9 protein-coding genes are annotated in these 13,444 nt (G+C 61.0%); 8 read left to right on the forward strand and 1 reads right to left on the reverse strand.

Annotation, left to right across the window (positions count from 1 at the left end):
- Positions 1 to 177: 177 nt before the first annotated feature.
- On the reverse strand, positions 178 to 1,146 hold the full coding sequence (locus IMCC20628_RS24415; RefSeq protein WP_197078354.1) for an AraC family transcriptional regulator: 969 nt from the start codon (positions 1,144 to 1,146) through the stop codon (positions 178 to 180).
- Positions 1,147 to 1,327: 181 nt separating this feature from the next.
- Here IMCC20628_RS24415 and IMCC20628_RS20530 point away from each other — a divergent pair, with 181 nt between their 5' ends.
- The 8 genes from IMCC20628_RS20530 (at position 1,328) to IMCC20628_RS20565 (ending at position 13,440) form a co-directional block, all read left to right on the forward strand.
- A complete protein-coding gene (locus tag IMCC20628_RS20530; RefSeq protein WP_047031745.1) occupies positions 1,328 to 2,059 on the forward strand; it encodes an SDR family NAD(P)-dependent oxidoreductase in 732 nt (243 codons plus the stop codon).
- Positions 2,060 to 2,170: 111 nt separating this feature from the next.
- Entirely contained in the window at positions 2,171 to 5,125 is a 2,955-nt protein-coding gene (gene polA, locus IMCC20628_RS20535) for a DNA polymerase I (protein WP_047031746.1), read from the forward strand.
- A 192-nt stretch (positions 5,126 to 5,317) separates the two neighbouring features.
- The gene (locus IMCC20628_RS20540) at positions 5,318 to 6,550 is read left to right on the forward strand and encodes an ABC transporter substrate-binding protein (protein ID WP_082128261.1); all 1,233 of its coding nucleotides are present in this window, start codon (positions 5,318 to 5,320) and stop codon (positions 6,548 to 6,550) included.
- A gap of 33 nt (positions 6,551 to 6,583) precedes the next feature.
- Complete coding sequence (locus IMCC20628_RS20545) at positions 6,584 to 8,278, forward strand: ABC transporter permease subunit (RefSeq protein WP_047031747.1); 1,695 nt, start codon at positions 6,584 to 6,586, stop codon at positions 8,276 to 8,278.
- Between the two features lie 2 nt (positions 8,279 to 8,280).
- Positions 8,281 to 8,937 carry an ATP-binding cassette domain-containing protein gene (locus IMCC20628_RS20550; RefSeq protein ID WP_047031748.1) on the forward strand — a complete coding sequence of 219 codons (657 nt, stop codon included), beginning with the start codon at positions 8,281 to 8,283 and terminating at the stop codon, positions 8,935 to 8,937.
- The gene (gene hrpB, locus IMCC20628_RS20555; RefSeq protein WP_082128262.1) at positions 8,934 to 11,399 is read left to right on the forward strand and encodes an ATP-dependent helicase HrpB; all 2,466 of its coding nucleotides are present in this window, start codon (positions 8,934 to 8,936) and stop codon (positions 11,397 to 11,399) included. The genes IMCC20628_RS20550 and hrpB overlap by 4 nt, the downstream gene beginning before the upstream one ends.
- Positions 11,400 to 11,468: 69 nt before the next feature.
- Positions 11,469 to 12,809, forward strand: a complete 1,341-nt coding sequence (locus IMCC20628_RS20560) for an ActS/PrrB/RegB family redox-sensitive histidine kinase (protein WP_047031749.1) — start codon at positions 11,469 to 11,471, stop codon at positions 12,807 to 12,809.
- A 64-nt stretch (positions 12,810 to 12,873) separates the two neighbouring features.
- On the forward strand, positions 12,874 to 13,440 hold the full coding sequence (locus IMCC20628_RS20565; protein ID WP_047031750.1) for an ActR/PrrA/RegA family redox response regulator transcription factor: 567 nt from the start codon (positions 12,874 to 12,876) through the stop codon (positions 13,438 to 13,440).
- Positions 13,441 to 13,444 lie beyond the last annotated feature (4 nt).

Raw genomic sequence — 13,444 nt, forward strand, 5'->3', positions numbered from 1 at the left:
TCCAAGTCCATCGTCTGGAGACGGCGGGGGACGAGCCGAAATTCCAGACAGCGGCTTATTCGTTTGCCGGTAACAATGAATTGGCCCCCTGAATGTGGCTTTTCAAGGACACAAAGTGTTGCCAAAGATTACAAATTGGTAACCATTTTGTGATCCCCGTGCAGTTTACCGCCGCTATCACCTCCAGTTTTGGCGGCCCAATGCCACGCGGTTTGCGCCAGTTGCTTTTGCGCCTGACATCTCGCGAAACCGTTTCGGGGTGATGTTGGTGACGCGGTGAAAATCCCTCTGGAAATGTGATTGATCGGCATAGCCGCAACAATAGCCAATCTCCGACAGCGGCGCAGCTGTGCGGGTCAACAGTTCAGTCGCTTCACGCATCCGCGCCTGACGCAGAGTGGTTGAAAAACTGCGGCCGTTGTCTGCGAGATGGCGCTGCAGAGAGCGCCTGGACATGGCCAGCAGTGTTGCTGCGTCGTCGATTCTCCAACTGCGCCCGACATCGCTGCCGAGCAGTTCCGCGAGCCGGCGCGCCAGATCAGCATCCGGATGGGCCAGCTCAGTTGCCTCCGCCGAGATTTGCCGGCCCCGGGGTTGCGACCAAAGCACACGGAATTGCACCAGCGATTCTTGTGGCAGCAGAACCGCGTCTCGCAGGTTGGCGGCGGCAAAGTCCGATTCGCCGATCTGAAGCCGGCAATCCTCAACGCCGATCATTTCGACAAGCCCGACCAGCAAGCCGGCGATAAGACAGTTTTCACCCAGTATCGGCTCGGAGCCGAGGCTGTAACGATGACAGGCCCAGCCTTCCATTTCCAATGGTTCGATCCGGGTCCGGTGCGAGGCATGGTGATAGCGTTCAAGCCGGAGCCATTTGGTCGCCAGCACCTGAGGATCAGCCGACTGCCTGAAGACAGTCGCAACCGGGGTTTCCTCAGCCAGATGCAGATACTGGCCTACCGAAAGCAGCAGGCCCGGGCCGTGCTTTGCCATCACCTTGTCCACCAGACCGCGTTTGAATTCCGCGGACGCGATACCACCGGCAAATGGATCCGACCTTTGTTGACCCGAAACCAGGTCCGGATCAACTTCGCCGACGACGCGCTGAAGCAGGTTGACCAGGATAGTGCTTGTGAAATCTTTCATCTGCGCGCCTTTCGCCGCCGAGCCATCCTCGGCGACACCCGTCTTTATCCATCGCATCAAACCACATCTGGCGCACGCGGCATTGAACAATCATGCCAATCGCGGCGTGGGGCGCAATTGTTCAATACTGGATCAGAGACGCGCCTTAGATTTGCCACTCATTCACATGCAGGAGCAACTCATGTCGCAGCCCAAGGGACTTATCGTCATCACCGGAGCCAGCCGTGGAATCGGTTTGGCGCTGGTTTATTGTTACCTGAAAGCCGGCTTTCCGGTTCTCGCTATTGCCCGCAATGCTGCTTCCATGCGACCGCACAAGAACCTGACCGCCCTGGATGCCGACCTCACCGACCAGACAGCAATAGCCCGCATTGCGGACTTGGTGGAGATGACGGCGTTACCGATCGCGGTGCTGATCAACAATGCGGGCATACAAAACGCGATCGATTTTACCGACCCTGATATTGGCGGTGAGACAAGCGCCAGAAAGATGCGCGACGAAATTGCGCTCAATCTCACCGCACCGATCCTGCTCATTCAATCACTGCTGCCCTTGATGCTTCGCCCGGGCGGAACAATCATCAATGTCACCTCGCTGGTCTCCCGTCAGCCAAAACCCTCCGCACCGGTCTATTCGGCAACAAAGGCCGGGCTCGCCTCGTTCACCCAATCGCTTCGGGTGCAATTGCTGTCAGAGGGAATTCATCTGGTGGAAGCTGTGCCGCCGCTGGTGGACACGGAAATGACCGCTGGCCGGGGATCTGGAAAAATGTCTCCTCAAGCCATAGCGCATGCAATTTTTGAAAGCGTCCGCCATAGAAAGAGGCTGGTAGCGCCGGGTTTGTCGCGCCGGGTTCTGATCCTGAACCGGTTGCTGCCGGAACTGGTTCGCAGGATACTGGCGCGGTCCTGATGGCTCTCGCGTCCTTTCGCCGGAACAGATGCAAGGTGACGACTGCATTTTCCGGCCTATCGCGCGCAAAGCGCATGGACCTTGGCGCGGCCCCGCGCTAATCCTTGCCTCATGAAAAAAGGTGATCATCTCTTTCTCGTTGACGGCTCTGGTTATATTTTCCGGGCCTATCACGCTCTTCCACCCCTGACGCGGAAATCCGACGGCCTGCCGGTCGGCGCTGTCGCCGGTTTCTGCAACATGCTGTGGAAGCTCATGTCGGAGACGCGAGATACGTCCGTTGGCGTGACACCGACGCATTTTGCGGTGATTTTCGACCATTCCTCGAAGACCTTTCGCAAGGATCTTTATCCGGAGTACAAGGCTAACCGTTCGGCCCCGCCGGAAGATCTGGTTCCCCAGTTTGCGGTCATTCGCGAGGCAACGCGGGCTTTTGATCTGCCCTGCATCGAGATGGAAGGCTTTGAGGCCGACGATCTGATCGCGACTTACGCGCGGCTGGCGCGGGAAGCCGGCGGCGATGTCACGGTGATCTCGTCGGACAAGGATCTGATGCAGTTGGTCGGGCCGCAGGTGTCGATGTATGACAGCATGAAGGATCGCCAGATCGGAGTGCAGGAAGTCATCGACAAATGGGGTGTGCCGCCCGAAAAAATGATCGACCTGCAGGCGCTGACCGGTGATTCGGTCGACAATGTTCCCGGTATCCCCGGGATCGGTCCGAAAACCGCAGCACAACTGATCGGCGAGTTCGGTGACCTCGACACGCTGCTGGAACGCGCCGGCGAGATCAAACAGAACAAGCGCCGCGAGAACATTATCGAGTTTGCGGACAAGGCGCGGCTTTCCCGCGAGCTTGTAAGACTCAGGGATGATGTCGACATCACTGAAAAGCTCGATGAATTTGTCCTCAATCCGCTCGACGGACCCAAGCTGGTGGCCTTTCTCAAGGGCATGGAATTCACATCGCTGACCCGGCGGGTGGCCGACGCCACCGACACCGACGCCAGCGTCGTCGACGCGACGGACGTTGCTGTTGGTGCGGCAGCCGAGATGCGCGGACCCGATCTCGATCCTGGCCAGTCTGCTTCGACTGGTGGCGATGGCTCTTCGGTCGGAAACGGCAAAAGCGACGACACACCGCAAGCACTGGCCAAGCGGCGCATGGACGCTGCCATGTCGGCCAAGATCGACACCAGTGCTTATGAAACGCTGAGCGACATCGTCCAGCTCAAGGCCTGGTGTGCGATGGCACGTGAGCGCGGTCTCGTTGCCTTCGACACCGAAACCACTTCGCTTGATGCGATGCAGGCGGAACTGGTCGGCTTTTCACTCGCCCTCCCTGAAAACGCCCCGGAATCCGGTGCTCTGAAGGTGAAAGCCTGTTACGTGCCGCTGGCCCATTCCAACGGCATCGGCGACCTGCTGGGGGGTGGCGGGGCGCAAGCCGGGCAAATGCCGATGCGCGCGGCGCTGGATGAACTCAAGGCACTGCTTGAGGATCCATCGGTTCTGAAAATAGGTCAGAACCTGAAATACGACATGCTGGTGATGGCACAGCACGCGATTTCCATCGAGAGTTTTGATGACACCATGCTGTTGTCCTATGTGCTGGACGCCGGACAGGGCGGCCACGGCATGGATCCGCTGGCCGAACGCTGGCTCGGCCACAAGACCATCAGCTACAAGGATGTCACCGGGTCGGGCAAAAGCGCAATCCCGTTTGCCGAGGTGCAGATCGACAAGGCGACAGCCTATGCTGCCGAAGACGCCGAGGTGACGCTGCGGCTTTGGCATGTGCTCAAACCTCGGCTGGTGTCCGATGGACTGGCGACGGTCTATGAGCGGCTCGAGCGTCCGCTGGCGCCGGTGCTGATGCGGATGGAAAAGCACGGAATCCGTGTTGACCGGCAGATCCTGTCGCGGCTGTCGGGCGAACTGGCCCAGGGCGCGGCGGCGCTGGAAGCGGAAATCCAGGAACTTGCCGGGGAAAATTTCAATGTCGGCTCGCCCAAACAGCTCGGCGAAATTCTGTTTGACAAGATGAGCCTGCCGGGCGGGTCGAAAACCAAGACCGGGCAATGGTCGACATCGGCCCAGGCACTCGAGGATCTCGCAGCCGCCGGCCATGAACTGCCGCGCAAGATCGTCGACTGGCGGCAGCTGACCAAGCTCAAATCCACCTATACCGACGCGCTGCCGGGATTCATCAACCCTCAGACCCAGCGGGTGCACACCTCTTTCGCCATGGCGGCCACCACCACCGGGCGGCTATCCTCGTCAGATCCGAACATTCAGAACATTCCGGTGCGCACCGCCGAAGGCCGCAAGATCCGCACCGCCTTCATCGCCGAGCCCGGCAACGTGCTGATTTCGGCCGATTACAGCCAGATCGAACTTCGGGTGCTGGCGCATGTTGCCAATATTCCGCAGCTGACCCAGGCTTTTGCCGATGGCGTCGACATTCACGCCATGACTGCATCAGAAATGTTCGGCGTTCCGATTGAGGGCATGCCGTCCGATGTGCGCCGCCGCGCCAAGGCGATCAATTTCGGCATCATCTATGGCATTTCTGCCTTTGGCCTGGCCAATCAGCTCAGCATCTCGCGGTCGGAAGCCGGCGATTATATCCGCAAATATTTCGAACGCTTCCCGGGCATCAAGGATTACATGGACGCCGCCAAGGCGGAGGCCAAGGAGTTTGGCTATGTGACCACCATCTTTGGCCGCCGGGCGCATTATCCGGAAATCCGCTCTTCCAATCCGCAGGTGCGCGCCTTCAATGAACGCGCCGCCATCAACGCGCCAATCCAGGGCTCTGCCGCCGATGTCATCCGCCGCGCCATGGTGCGAATGGAACCGGCACTCGAAAAAGCCGGCGCCAACGCCCGGATGCTGTTGCAGGTGCATGACGAACTGATTTTCGAAGCGCCCGAAGCAGACGCCGAAAAGATCATTCCGCTGATCGTCGAAGTGATGGAAAACGCCGCCATGCCGGCTGTCGATATGGCGGTGCCGCTGAAGGTCGATGCACGTGCGGCGTTGAACTGGGATGAGGCGCATTAGCGGCTGAGCCGACCAATCCCACCGTCGCAGGGTAGCAGGGTAGCAGGGTAGCAGTGATCCGGAGCCCGCTGTTGGAGCGCGTTCAACACGTGCGAATCACCAAATTGTGACGCTTCGGAACAACCGGTTTGATTGACGCCATTCCGGCCCTGTGGTGAGTGGTCTCTACTTTGCCGTCTGAGGAGAAAAGCCTTGTTGAAACACCTAACCGTACTGGCTGGCGCGCTGACCGCAGCACTTGCCCTGTCGCAATCGGCCCGTGCCGCTGACCCGAACCCTCGCAACTGGGATGCGGTTTTGGCCGAAGCCAAGGGCCAGACGGTCTATTTCAACGCCTGGGGCGGCTCCGAAAACATCAACAGCTATATCGACTGGGCCGGCGAGACGCTGAAAGACCGCTTCGGGGTCTCGGTGGTTCACGTGAAACTCGATGACACCGCCAACGCCGTGGCCAAGGTACTGGCCGAGAAGGCCGCCGGAAAGAATGAAGGCGGCTCGGTTGACCTCATCTGGATCAATGGCGAGAACTTCGCCTCGATGAAACGCCAGAACCTTCTGATGGCGCCGGACTGGACCACAGGCCTGCCGAACTGGGCCTATGTCGATCATGAAAACAAGCCGACCATCCTGACCGACTTCACCATTGCCACCGATGGCCTCGAAAGCCCTTGGGGTGGCGCAAAGATGGTGTTCTTTTACGACTCCGCGCGGACGCCGGCCGACAGAGTGCCGCAGTCTTCCGCTGACCTGCTGGAATGGGCGCAGAAAAATCCGGGGCAGTTTTCCTACCCGCAGCCACCGGATTTCATCGGCTCGTCTTTCCTCAAGCAGGTGTTGCTGGAAACCATCAAGGACAAATCCAAACTCGGTCAGCCGGTCACCGAGGCGAGCTTTGCTGAAGATGCTGCACCCTTGTTTGCCTATCTCGACAAGTTGCACCCCGTTCTGTGGCGCAGCGGCAGGGCCTATCCGCAGAACTATCCGGATATGAAACAGAAGCTGGCCGACGGCGAACTCGACATCATTTTTGCCTTCAATCCCTCGGAAGCCTCGGCCGGAATTGCAGCGGGCGAATTGCCCGACACCGTGCGCTCCTTCACCTATTCCGATGGCACGCTGGGCAACACCCATTTCGTCACCATTCCCTACAATGCGGCTGCCAAGGCCGGGGCATTGGTGCTGGCAAACTTCCTGATCTCGCCGGAAGCGCAGGCCCGCAAGCAGGACCCTTCGATCTGGGGCGACCCGACGGTGCTGTCGATGGACAAGCTGTCATCCGAGGACCGGGCCACCTTTGATGCGCTTGATCTCGGCATCGCCACTCTGAAGCCCGACGAACTCGGTCCGGCACTGGATGAACCGCATCCGGACTGGATGGAACATATCGAGGGCGAGTGGCTCAGGCGCTACGGCGCGGCCAACTGACCGACATGGCCACATTGAACGGAAACACGTGACATGACGGGCGGCGTGCGCCTGGCGCGACTGGCGCCGCCGCTGACATTGGTGATCCTGCTCGGACCGCTGGCTTTCGGCCTGGCCGGAACAGCACTGCCAGCACTCGGCTACCTGCCTGAACTGGGTGGCACGGAATTTACCACGGCACATTTCTCGGCTCTTGCAGCCGTTCCCGGGATCACCCGCTCGGCGGTTTTGTCGATCCTGATCGGTCTGGTGACCACACTGGTCTCGCTTGGCGCGGTTGCGGGTTTTGTCGCCAGTGATCTGGGCACATCCGGATTTGCCCGGATGCGGCGGATGATTTCGCCGCTTCTGTCGGTGCCGCATGCGGCGGCGGCGTTCGGACTGGCCTTTCTGATTGCCCCGTCGGGCATGATCATGCGGTTGATTTCGCCGTGGCTGACCGGTCTTGACCGGCCGCCGGATCTGTTGATCGTCAATGACCCTTGGGCGCTGTCGATGATGGCAGGCCTTATCGTCAAGGAGATCCCGTTTCTGTTTCTGGTGACGCTGGCCGCGCTGCCGCAAACCCGGCATGTCGAGACCATGCGGCTGGGGCGGTCACTCGGTTATGGCCGTATCGCCAGCTTCATTTTCCTGTTGTGGCCACCGCTTTACAGGCAAGTCCGTCTCGCCGTGTTTGCCATCGTTGCCTATGCCACGTCGGTGGTTGATGTGGCGCTGATCCTCGGGCCACATCTGCCGGCGACCCTTCCCGTGCGTCTGATTGACTGGATGAACGATCCGGATCTGGAAACAAGGTTTCTGGCGTCGGCCGGTGCGATTTTGCAGCTGGGAGTCACCTTGACGGCGCTGATTGCATGGATTGGGCTTGAACGGATTGGCGCAGATATGGTCGGGCGGGCGCGTAATTGCGGCCACCGGATGCAGCGCGACCGGGTTCTGCGCGCCGGCGCGCGCTTTATGATGATAGCCTCGGCCGCCATCGTGTTTGGCGGGATCGCGGTGCTGGCGCTGTGGTCGGTGTCTGGCCTCTGGCAATTCCCTGACGCCTTGCCAGCCAATTTCAACCTCCGATCATGGATGCAGGCGCTGCCGCGGATGAGTGGCCCACTTGCGACAACGCTGGCCGTTGCCGGGTGGTCGACACTGATCGCGCTGGTGCTGACCATTCTGTGTCTCGAACGTGAATATGAGACCGGACGAGGACGTGGCGGCGGGGCGTTGCTTTTGATCTATCTGCCACTGATCGTGCCGCAGATCTCGTTCATGTTCGGCCTGCAGGTGCTGTCGATCTGGCTTGGGGTCGATGCCAGCTTTTCGGCACTGGTTCTGGCGCATCTGGTGTTTGTGCTGCCCTATGTATTTTTGTCACTCAGCGATCCCTGGCGGGCGCATGACCGCCGTCATGATCTGATTGCCGCCGGCCTCGGCATGAGCCGCACCCGGACCTTGATCAAGATCCGGATGCCGATGCTCACACGGGCGATTCTCACGGCGGCGGCGGTCGGGTTCTCCGTCTCGGTCGGGCAGTATCTGCCCACCGTGCTGATCGGGGCGGGACGGCTGACCACGGTGACCACCGAGGCGGTGGCGCTGGCCGCGGGCGGCAATCGTCGCGCCATTGGCGTTTACGCCTTCATGCAGACACTGCTGCCATTTTTGGCATTTGCCATTGCAACAGGATTACCCGGCTTGGTATTCCGCAACCGGCGAGGCTTGCGGGTGTGAAAATGGACAGCATGAACGACAATCAGGGACTTCGACTGGAAGGCGTACACATCTGCCTTGGCGACCGTGTGCTGGTGGCGCTTGATGCTCAGGTAAAGCGCGGCGAGACCCTGACGGTGATGGGTCCATCAGGCTCGGGGAAATCGACGTTGCTGGCCTATCTCGGCGGGTTTCTGGATCCGGCGTTCACAGCCAGCGGCCGGGTGTCTGTCGATGGTATTGATCTGACCCGGCTTGACGCAGAAAAACGTCATGCCGGCATCCTGTTTCAGGATCCGCTGTTGTTCCCCCATCTCAGTGTCGCCGACAATATCGCCATTGCCATTCCCGAATCGGTGCATGGCCGCAAGCAAAGGCGGGCGCTGGCGGATGCAGCGCTTGAAGATGCGGGCCTGGCTGAATTCGGTGACCGGGATCCCGACACCTTGTCCGGTGGCCAAAAAGCCCGCGTCGCGCTGCAAAGGGTATTGGCGTCTCGCCCGAGAATCCTGTTGCTGGACGAACCGTTTTCCAAACTTGATGCCAATTTGCGCGAACAAACGCGACATCTGGTGTTTGACCGGGCTCGGCGGGCCGGCCTGCCGGTGGTGCTTGTCACCCATGATGAAGACGATGCCCGTGCAGCCGGCGGACAGGTACACAAGGTCGATGTAGCGTGAATGACATCGCCGCAAGCCATGCGGATCTGCCGGTCTCAGATGCGCTTGCTTCGCTGCGGGCCGCGCTTGCCAAGGCTCCAAACGCGGTACTCGCAGCTCCGCCGGGTGCGGGCAAGACTACGCTGGTGCCGCTGGTGCTCGCAGCAGAACCCTGGCTCACAGGCAAGATCATCCTGATTGAACCACGCCGCTTGGCGGCCCGTGCAGCAGCGCGTCGGATGGCTTCGATGCTGGACGAAGAGGTGGGCGCCACCGTCGGCTACCGGATGCGGCTCGACACAAAGATCACTGCAAAAACCCGCATCGAGGTTGTGACCGAGGGTGTGTTTACCCGCATGGCGCTGTCCTCGCTGGATCTTCAGGGCACTGATTGTGTGATCTTCGATGAATTCCACGAGCGTGCGCTGGAGGCTGATTTTGGTCTGGCGCTGGCGCTCGATATCCAGTCCGGCCTGCGCGAGGATTTGCGCATTCTGGTGATGTCGGCGACGCTCGACACGGAGCGCGTCGCGGCGCTGCTGGGTAATTGCCCGGTGATCGAGAGCCTTGGCCGGAGTTTTCCGGTCGAGACCCGCTACCAAGACCGGACGCCCGGCGAACGCATCGAAGCCAGCATGACCAGCGCCATTGAGGCGATCCATCGTTCCGAGTCCGGGTCGATCCTGGCTTTTCTGCCCGGTCAGGGCGAAATCCGACAGGTGGCTTCGCGGCTTGAAGACCGACTTGGGTCGCTCACCGATATACAGCCGCTCTATGGCGGGCTCAGTTCGCAGGAACAGGACGCGGCCATCAAGCCGCCACCAGAGGGACGGCGCAAGGTTGTTCTGGCCACGCCGGTGGCTGAAAGCTCGATCACCATTGACGGCGTGCGCATCATCATCGACAGCGGGCTTGTGCGGCAGCCGGTGTACGAGCCATCGACCGGCATCACCCGGCTGGAGACAATTCGCGCGTCGCAGGCTTCTGCCGACCAGCGCGCCGGGCGTGCCGGACGCATCGCGCCGGGCATTGCGGTGAGGCTCTGGCGGGAGGCGCAGACCAAGGCGCTGCCGGCCTTTTCAACTCCGCAAATTCTCGCCAGCGATCTGTCTGCCATGGTGCTCGATTGTCTGGCCTGGGGCGTCAAGGATCCGCGGGAATTGCGCTTTATCGATGCGCCGCCTGCCCTGGCGATCGAGGAAGCCCGCGTGTTGCTTCTAGGCCTTGGCGCTATCGACACGGATGGCAGGCTGACTGACAGGGGCAAGCGCATGCGCGCACTGGCGCTGCCGCCGCGGCTGGCCTCCATGGTGGTTGCCGGACAACAGGACGGCTACGGATTTGCCGCTGCCGAACTCGCCGTGCTGCTGACCGAGCAAGGGCTTGGCGGGCAGGATGCCGATCTCGACGCCCGGATGTCGCGCTTCCGGTCTGATCGGGGACAACGCGCGACTGCGGCTCGGGCGCTGGCGGCGAGGCTTTCCGGCGGTGCAAAGAAAGACACCCGGACGGGGCAGATCCCGGCGGCGGCGCTGCTTGTGCATGCCTTTCCCGATCGGATTGCCCGGCAGCGGGGCGGCAGGGGCCGGTTCGTGCTGGCCAATGGCCGGGGTGCAACCATCAACGAGACCGAGCGGCTGGCCGGCGTCGAATTTGTGGTGATCGCCGATCTCAGCGGCAAGGCGCAAGCCGCCCGGATTCTCGCCGCTGCGGAATTGTCCGGCGATGCGCTGAACCAGATTCTGGAGAGCCGGACAGTGCAGAGCGAGGACTGTGTCTTCGATCCGCAATCGGGCGCCGTGCGGGCCCGGCGGATCAGCCGGCTGGGCGCAATCACTTTATCCGAAGCGCCGTTGCCAAAACCCGATGCAGCAGCTGCAATGGCAGCCTTGTGCGCCGGCATCCGCAAGGTCGGGCTCAAGGCACTGCCGTTTTCCCCGGCCGGCCTGCAACTGAGGGATCGCATCTTATTTCTCAACAGCAGCCTCGGCGCGCCCTGGCCCGACGTTTCGGATCAGGCTTTGCTCGACACTCTCGAGATCTGGTTTGCTCCCTATCAGCCGGGAATCACATCGCTCAAGGCAATTGACCGGGATGGGCTCAACGAAGGCCTGTTTTCCTTGTGCGGGCCCGGCGCAAGAAGCGACATCGGGCGTCTGGCGCCAACGCATTACGAAGCGCCGACCGGGTCCCGGCTGCCTATCCGCTATGAGGAAGACGGTCCGTGCGTGGCTGTTCGCGTGCAGGAGCTGTTTGGCGAAACCCGTCACCCCTGCATCGCCGGTGGCCGGCTGCCCCTGACGCTGGAACTTTTGTCGCCGGCGCAGCGGCCGATCCAGACAACCCGTGACTTGCCCGGTTTCTGGAGCGGCTCGTGGGCCGATGTGCGCGCGGACATGCGCGGCCGCTACCCGCGCCATCCCTGGCCGGAAGATCCCTCCGAAGCGGACCCGACGCGGCGGGTCAAGCCGCGCGGCAGCTAGCTAACCAGACTTCTGCATTTCTGGAAAACCGATTGTGAACTCTCGTACTGATGCGCTAAACCAAAACTCATGACCGTATCCCCCTCGCTCCATGATGATCATTCGATCCGGCACCGGCTGCGGCTGCAAACGCTGACGCGGCTGCGGTGGCTGGCTGTCGCAGGCCAGAGCCTCACGGTGCTGATCGTTGCGCATGGCTATGGCTTCGATGTTCCGGAAATGATGTGTTTTGCGCTGATCGCCTGCTCGGTCTGGCTCAACATCTTTCTGTCTGTTCGCTTTCCCGCCGCTCACCGGCTGCCGCCGCTGGGCGCAACGGCGGTGCTGTCGATTGACGTGCTGCAGCTCTCGGGGCTTTTGTTCCTGACCGGAGGGCTGGCTAATCCGTTCTCGGTGCTGTTGTGCGTACCGGTGATTATTTCGTCGGCTTCCCAGCCGGTGCGCCACACCTTGAGCCTCGGTGCCCTGTCTGTTGCCACGGTCACGGTTCTGGCGTTTTATTCACTGCCGCTGCCCTGGTATCCCGGAAGTGATTTCGAGTTTCCGCGGCTTCTCATCGGCGGGGCGTGGATTGCCATCGTGTCAACCACAGCATTTGCTGCCTTCTACTCGTTTCAGGTCTCTGCCGAGGCCAATCAACTGGCCGATGCGCTGGCCGCGACAGAGCTGGTCTTGCAGCGCGAACATCACATTTCTGCGCTTGATGGTCTGGCCGCAGCGGCTGCGCATGAGCTTGGCACGCCGCTGGCAACCATTCAGGTGGTGGCACGGGAAATGGAAAAGGCGCTGGCCGATGATCCACGGTTTACCGATGATCTGATGCTGCTGCGCAGCCAGAGCGAGCGCTGTCGTGACATTCTGAGGCGGCTCTCCACCTTGTCGGCGGAAGACGAGGCCCACATGGTCCGGCTGCCGCTCGGCTCGCTGATCGAAGAGGTGATTGCGCCGCATCGGGAGTTTGGCATTGCCATTGAAGTGGTTCATGGCGAAACCGATACGACTGAACCGGTGGGCCGGCGCAACCCCGGCATTCTGTTCGGGTTGGGCAATCTGATTGAAAATGCCGTCGATTTCGCCAAAACGGAGGTCACGGTGACGACGTCTTATGGCCGCGACCAGGTTGAAATCACCATCGACGATGACGGGCCGGGATTTGCGCCCGATGTGCTTGCGCAGATCGGCGTGCCGTTCATGAACCGGCGCAATCGCCTGGACCGGGAAAAGGCGGGCGGATTGGGGCTGGGATTGTTCATCGCCAAGACTTTGCTCGAACGCTCCGGCGCTCAGTTGACCTTCTCCAATCGACCAGCGCCAGCGACCGGCGCCCATGTTCACATCACCTGGCCAAGGGAAAAAATGGACCTGTTTGGCGCCAGCAATGTGCACCGAATTGCGCCTGGAACTGGATAAATTGCAAAAGCGCATTAAATCGGAGATACCAACCCGCATATTGCGCACACCGATAAGGTGAATCATGACCGACGATACACATTCAGCCGAAACCCAGTCCATCGGACCAGACGCGACACTTCTGCTTGTCGACGATGACGCGCCATTTCTGCGCCGGCTTGCTCGCGCCATGGAAGCCCGTGGCTTTGTGGTCGAGATTGCCGAAAGTGTGGCGGAGGGTTTGGCCAAGGCGCGGCGCAACACCCCGAAATATGCTGTTGTCGACATGCGCCTGCAAGACGGCAACGGACTGGACGTCATTGAAGCGATCCGTGAACGCCGCGACGACACCCGGATCATCGTGCTGACCGGCTACGGCAACATCGCCACGGCGGTGACTGCGGTGAAGCTGGGGGCGATCGACTATCTGGCAAAACCTGCCGACGCTGACGAAGTCTTCGCAGCGCTGACCCGCAAACCCGGTGAACGGGCCGAGCTGCCTGAAAACCCCATGTCGGCCGACCGGGTTCGCTGGGAGCACATCCAACGGGTCTATGAGATGTGCGAGCGCAATGTCTCGGAAACCGCTCGGCGCCTCAACATGCATCGTCGAACCCTGCAGCGGATTCTTGCCAAACGCGCACCGCGCTGAGTCC

It is taken from the genome of Hoeflea sp. IMCC20628, from assembly GCF_001011155.1.
Lineage (GTDB): Bacteria > Pseudomonadota > Alphaproteobacteria > Rhizobiales > Rhizobiaceae > Hoeflea.

Bases quoted from the DNA above. Each gene is read 5' to 3' on its own strand.
- IMCC20628_RS24415 (WP_197078354.1), bottom strand. From the start codon at position 1,146: ATGAAAGATTTCACAAGCACTATCCTGGTCAACCTGCTTCAGCGCGTC.
- IMCC20628_RS20530 (WP_047031745.1), top strand. From the start codon at position 1,328: ATGTCGCAGCCCAAGGGACTTATCGTCATCACCGGAGCCAGCCGTGGA.
- polA (WP_047031746.1), top strand. From the start codon at position 2,171: ATGAAAAAAGGTGATCATCTCTTTCTCGTTGACGGCTCTGGTTATATT.
- IMCC20628_RS20545 (WP_047031747.1), top strand. From the start codon at position 6,584: ATGACGGGCGGCGTGCGCCTGGCGCGACTGGCGCCGCCGCTGACATTG.
- IMCC20628_RS20550 (WP_047031748.1), top strand. From the start codon at position 8,281: ATGGACAGCATGAACGACAATCAGGGACTTCGACTGGAAGGCGTACAC.
- IMCC20628_RS20560 (WP_047031749.1), top strand. From the start codon at position 11,469: ATGACCGTATCCCCCTCGCTCCATGATGATCATTCGATCCGGCACCGG.
- IMCC20628_RS20565 (WP_047031750.1), top strand. From the start codon at position 12,874: ATGACCGACGATACACATTCAGCCGAAACCCAGTCCATCGGACCAGAC.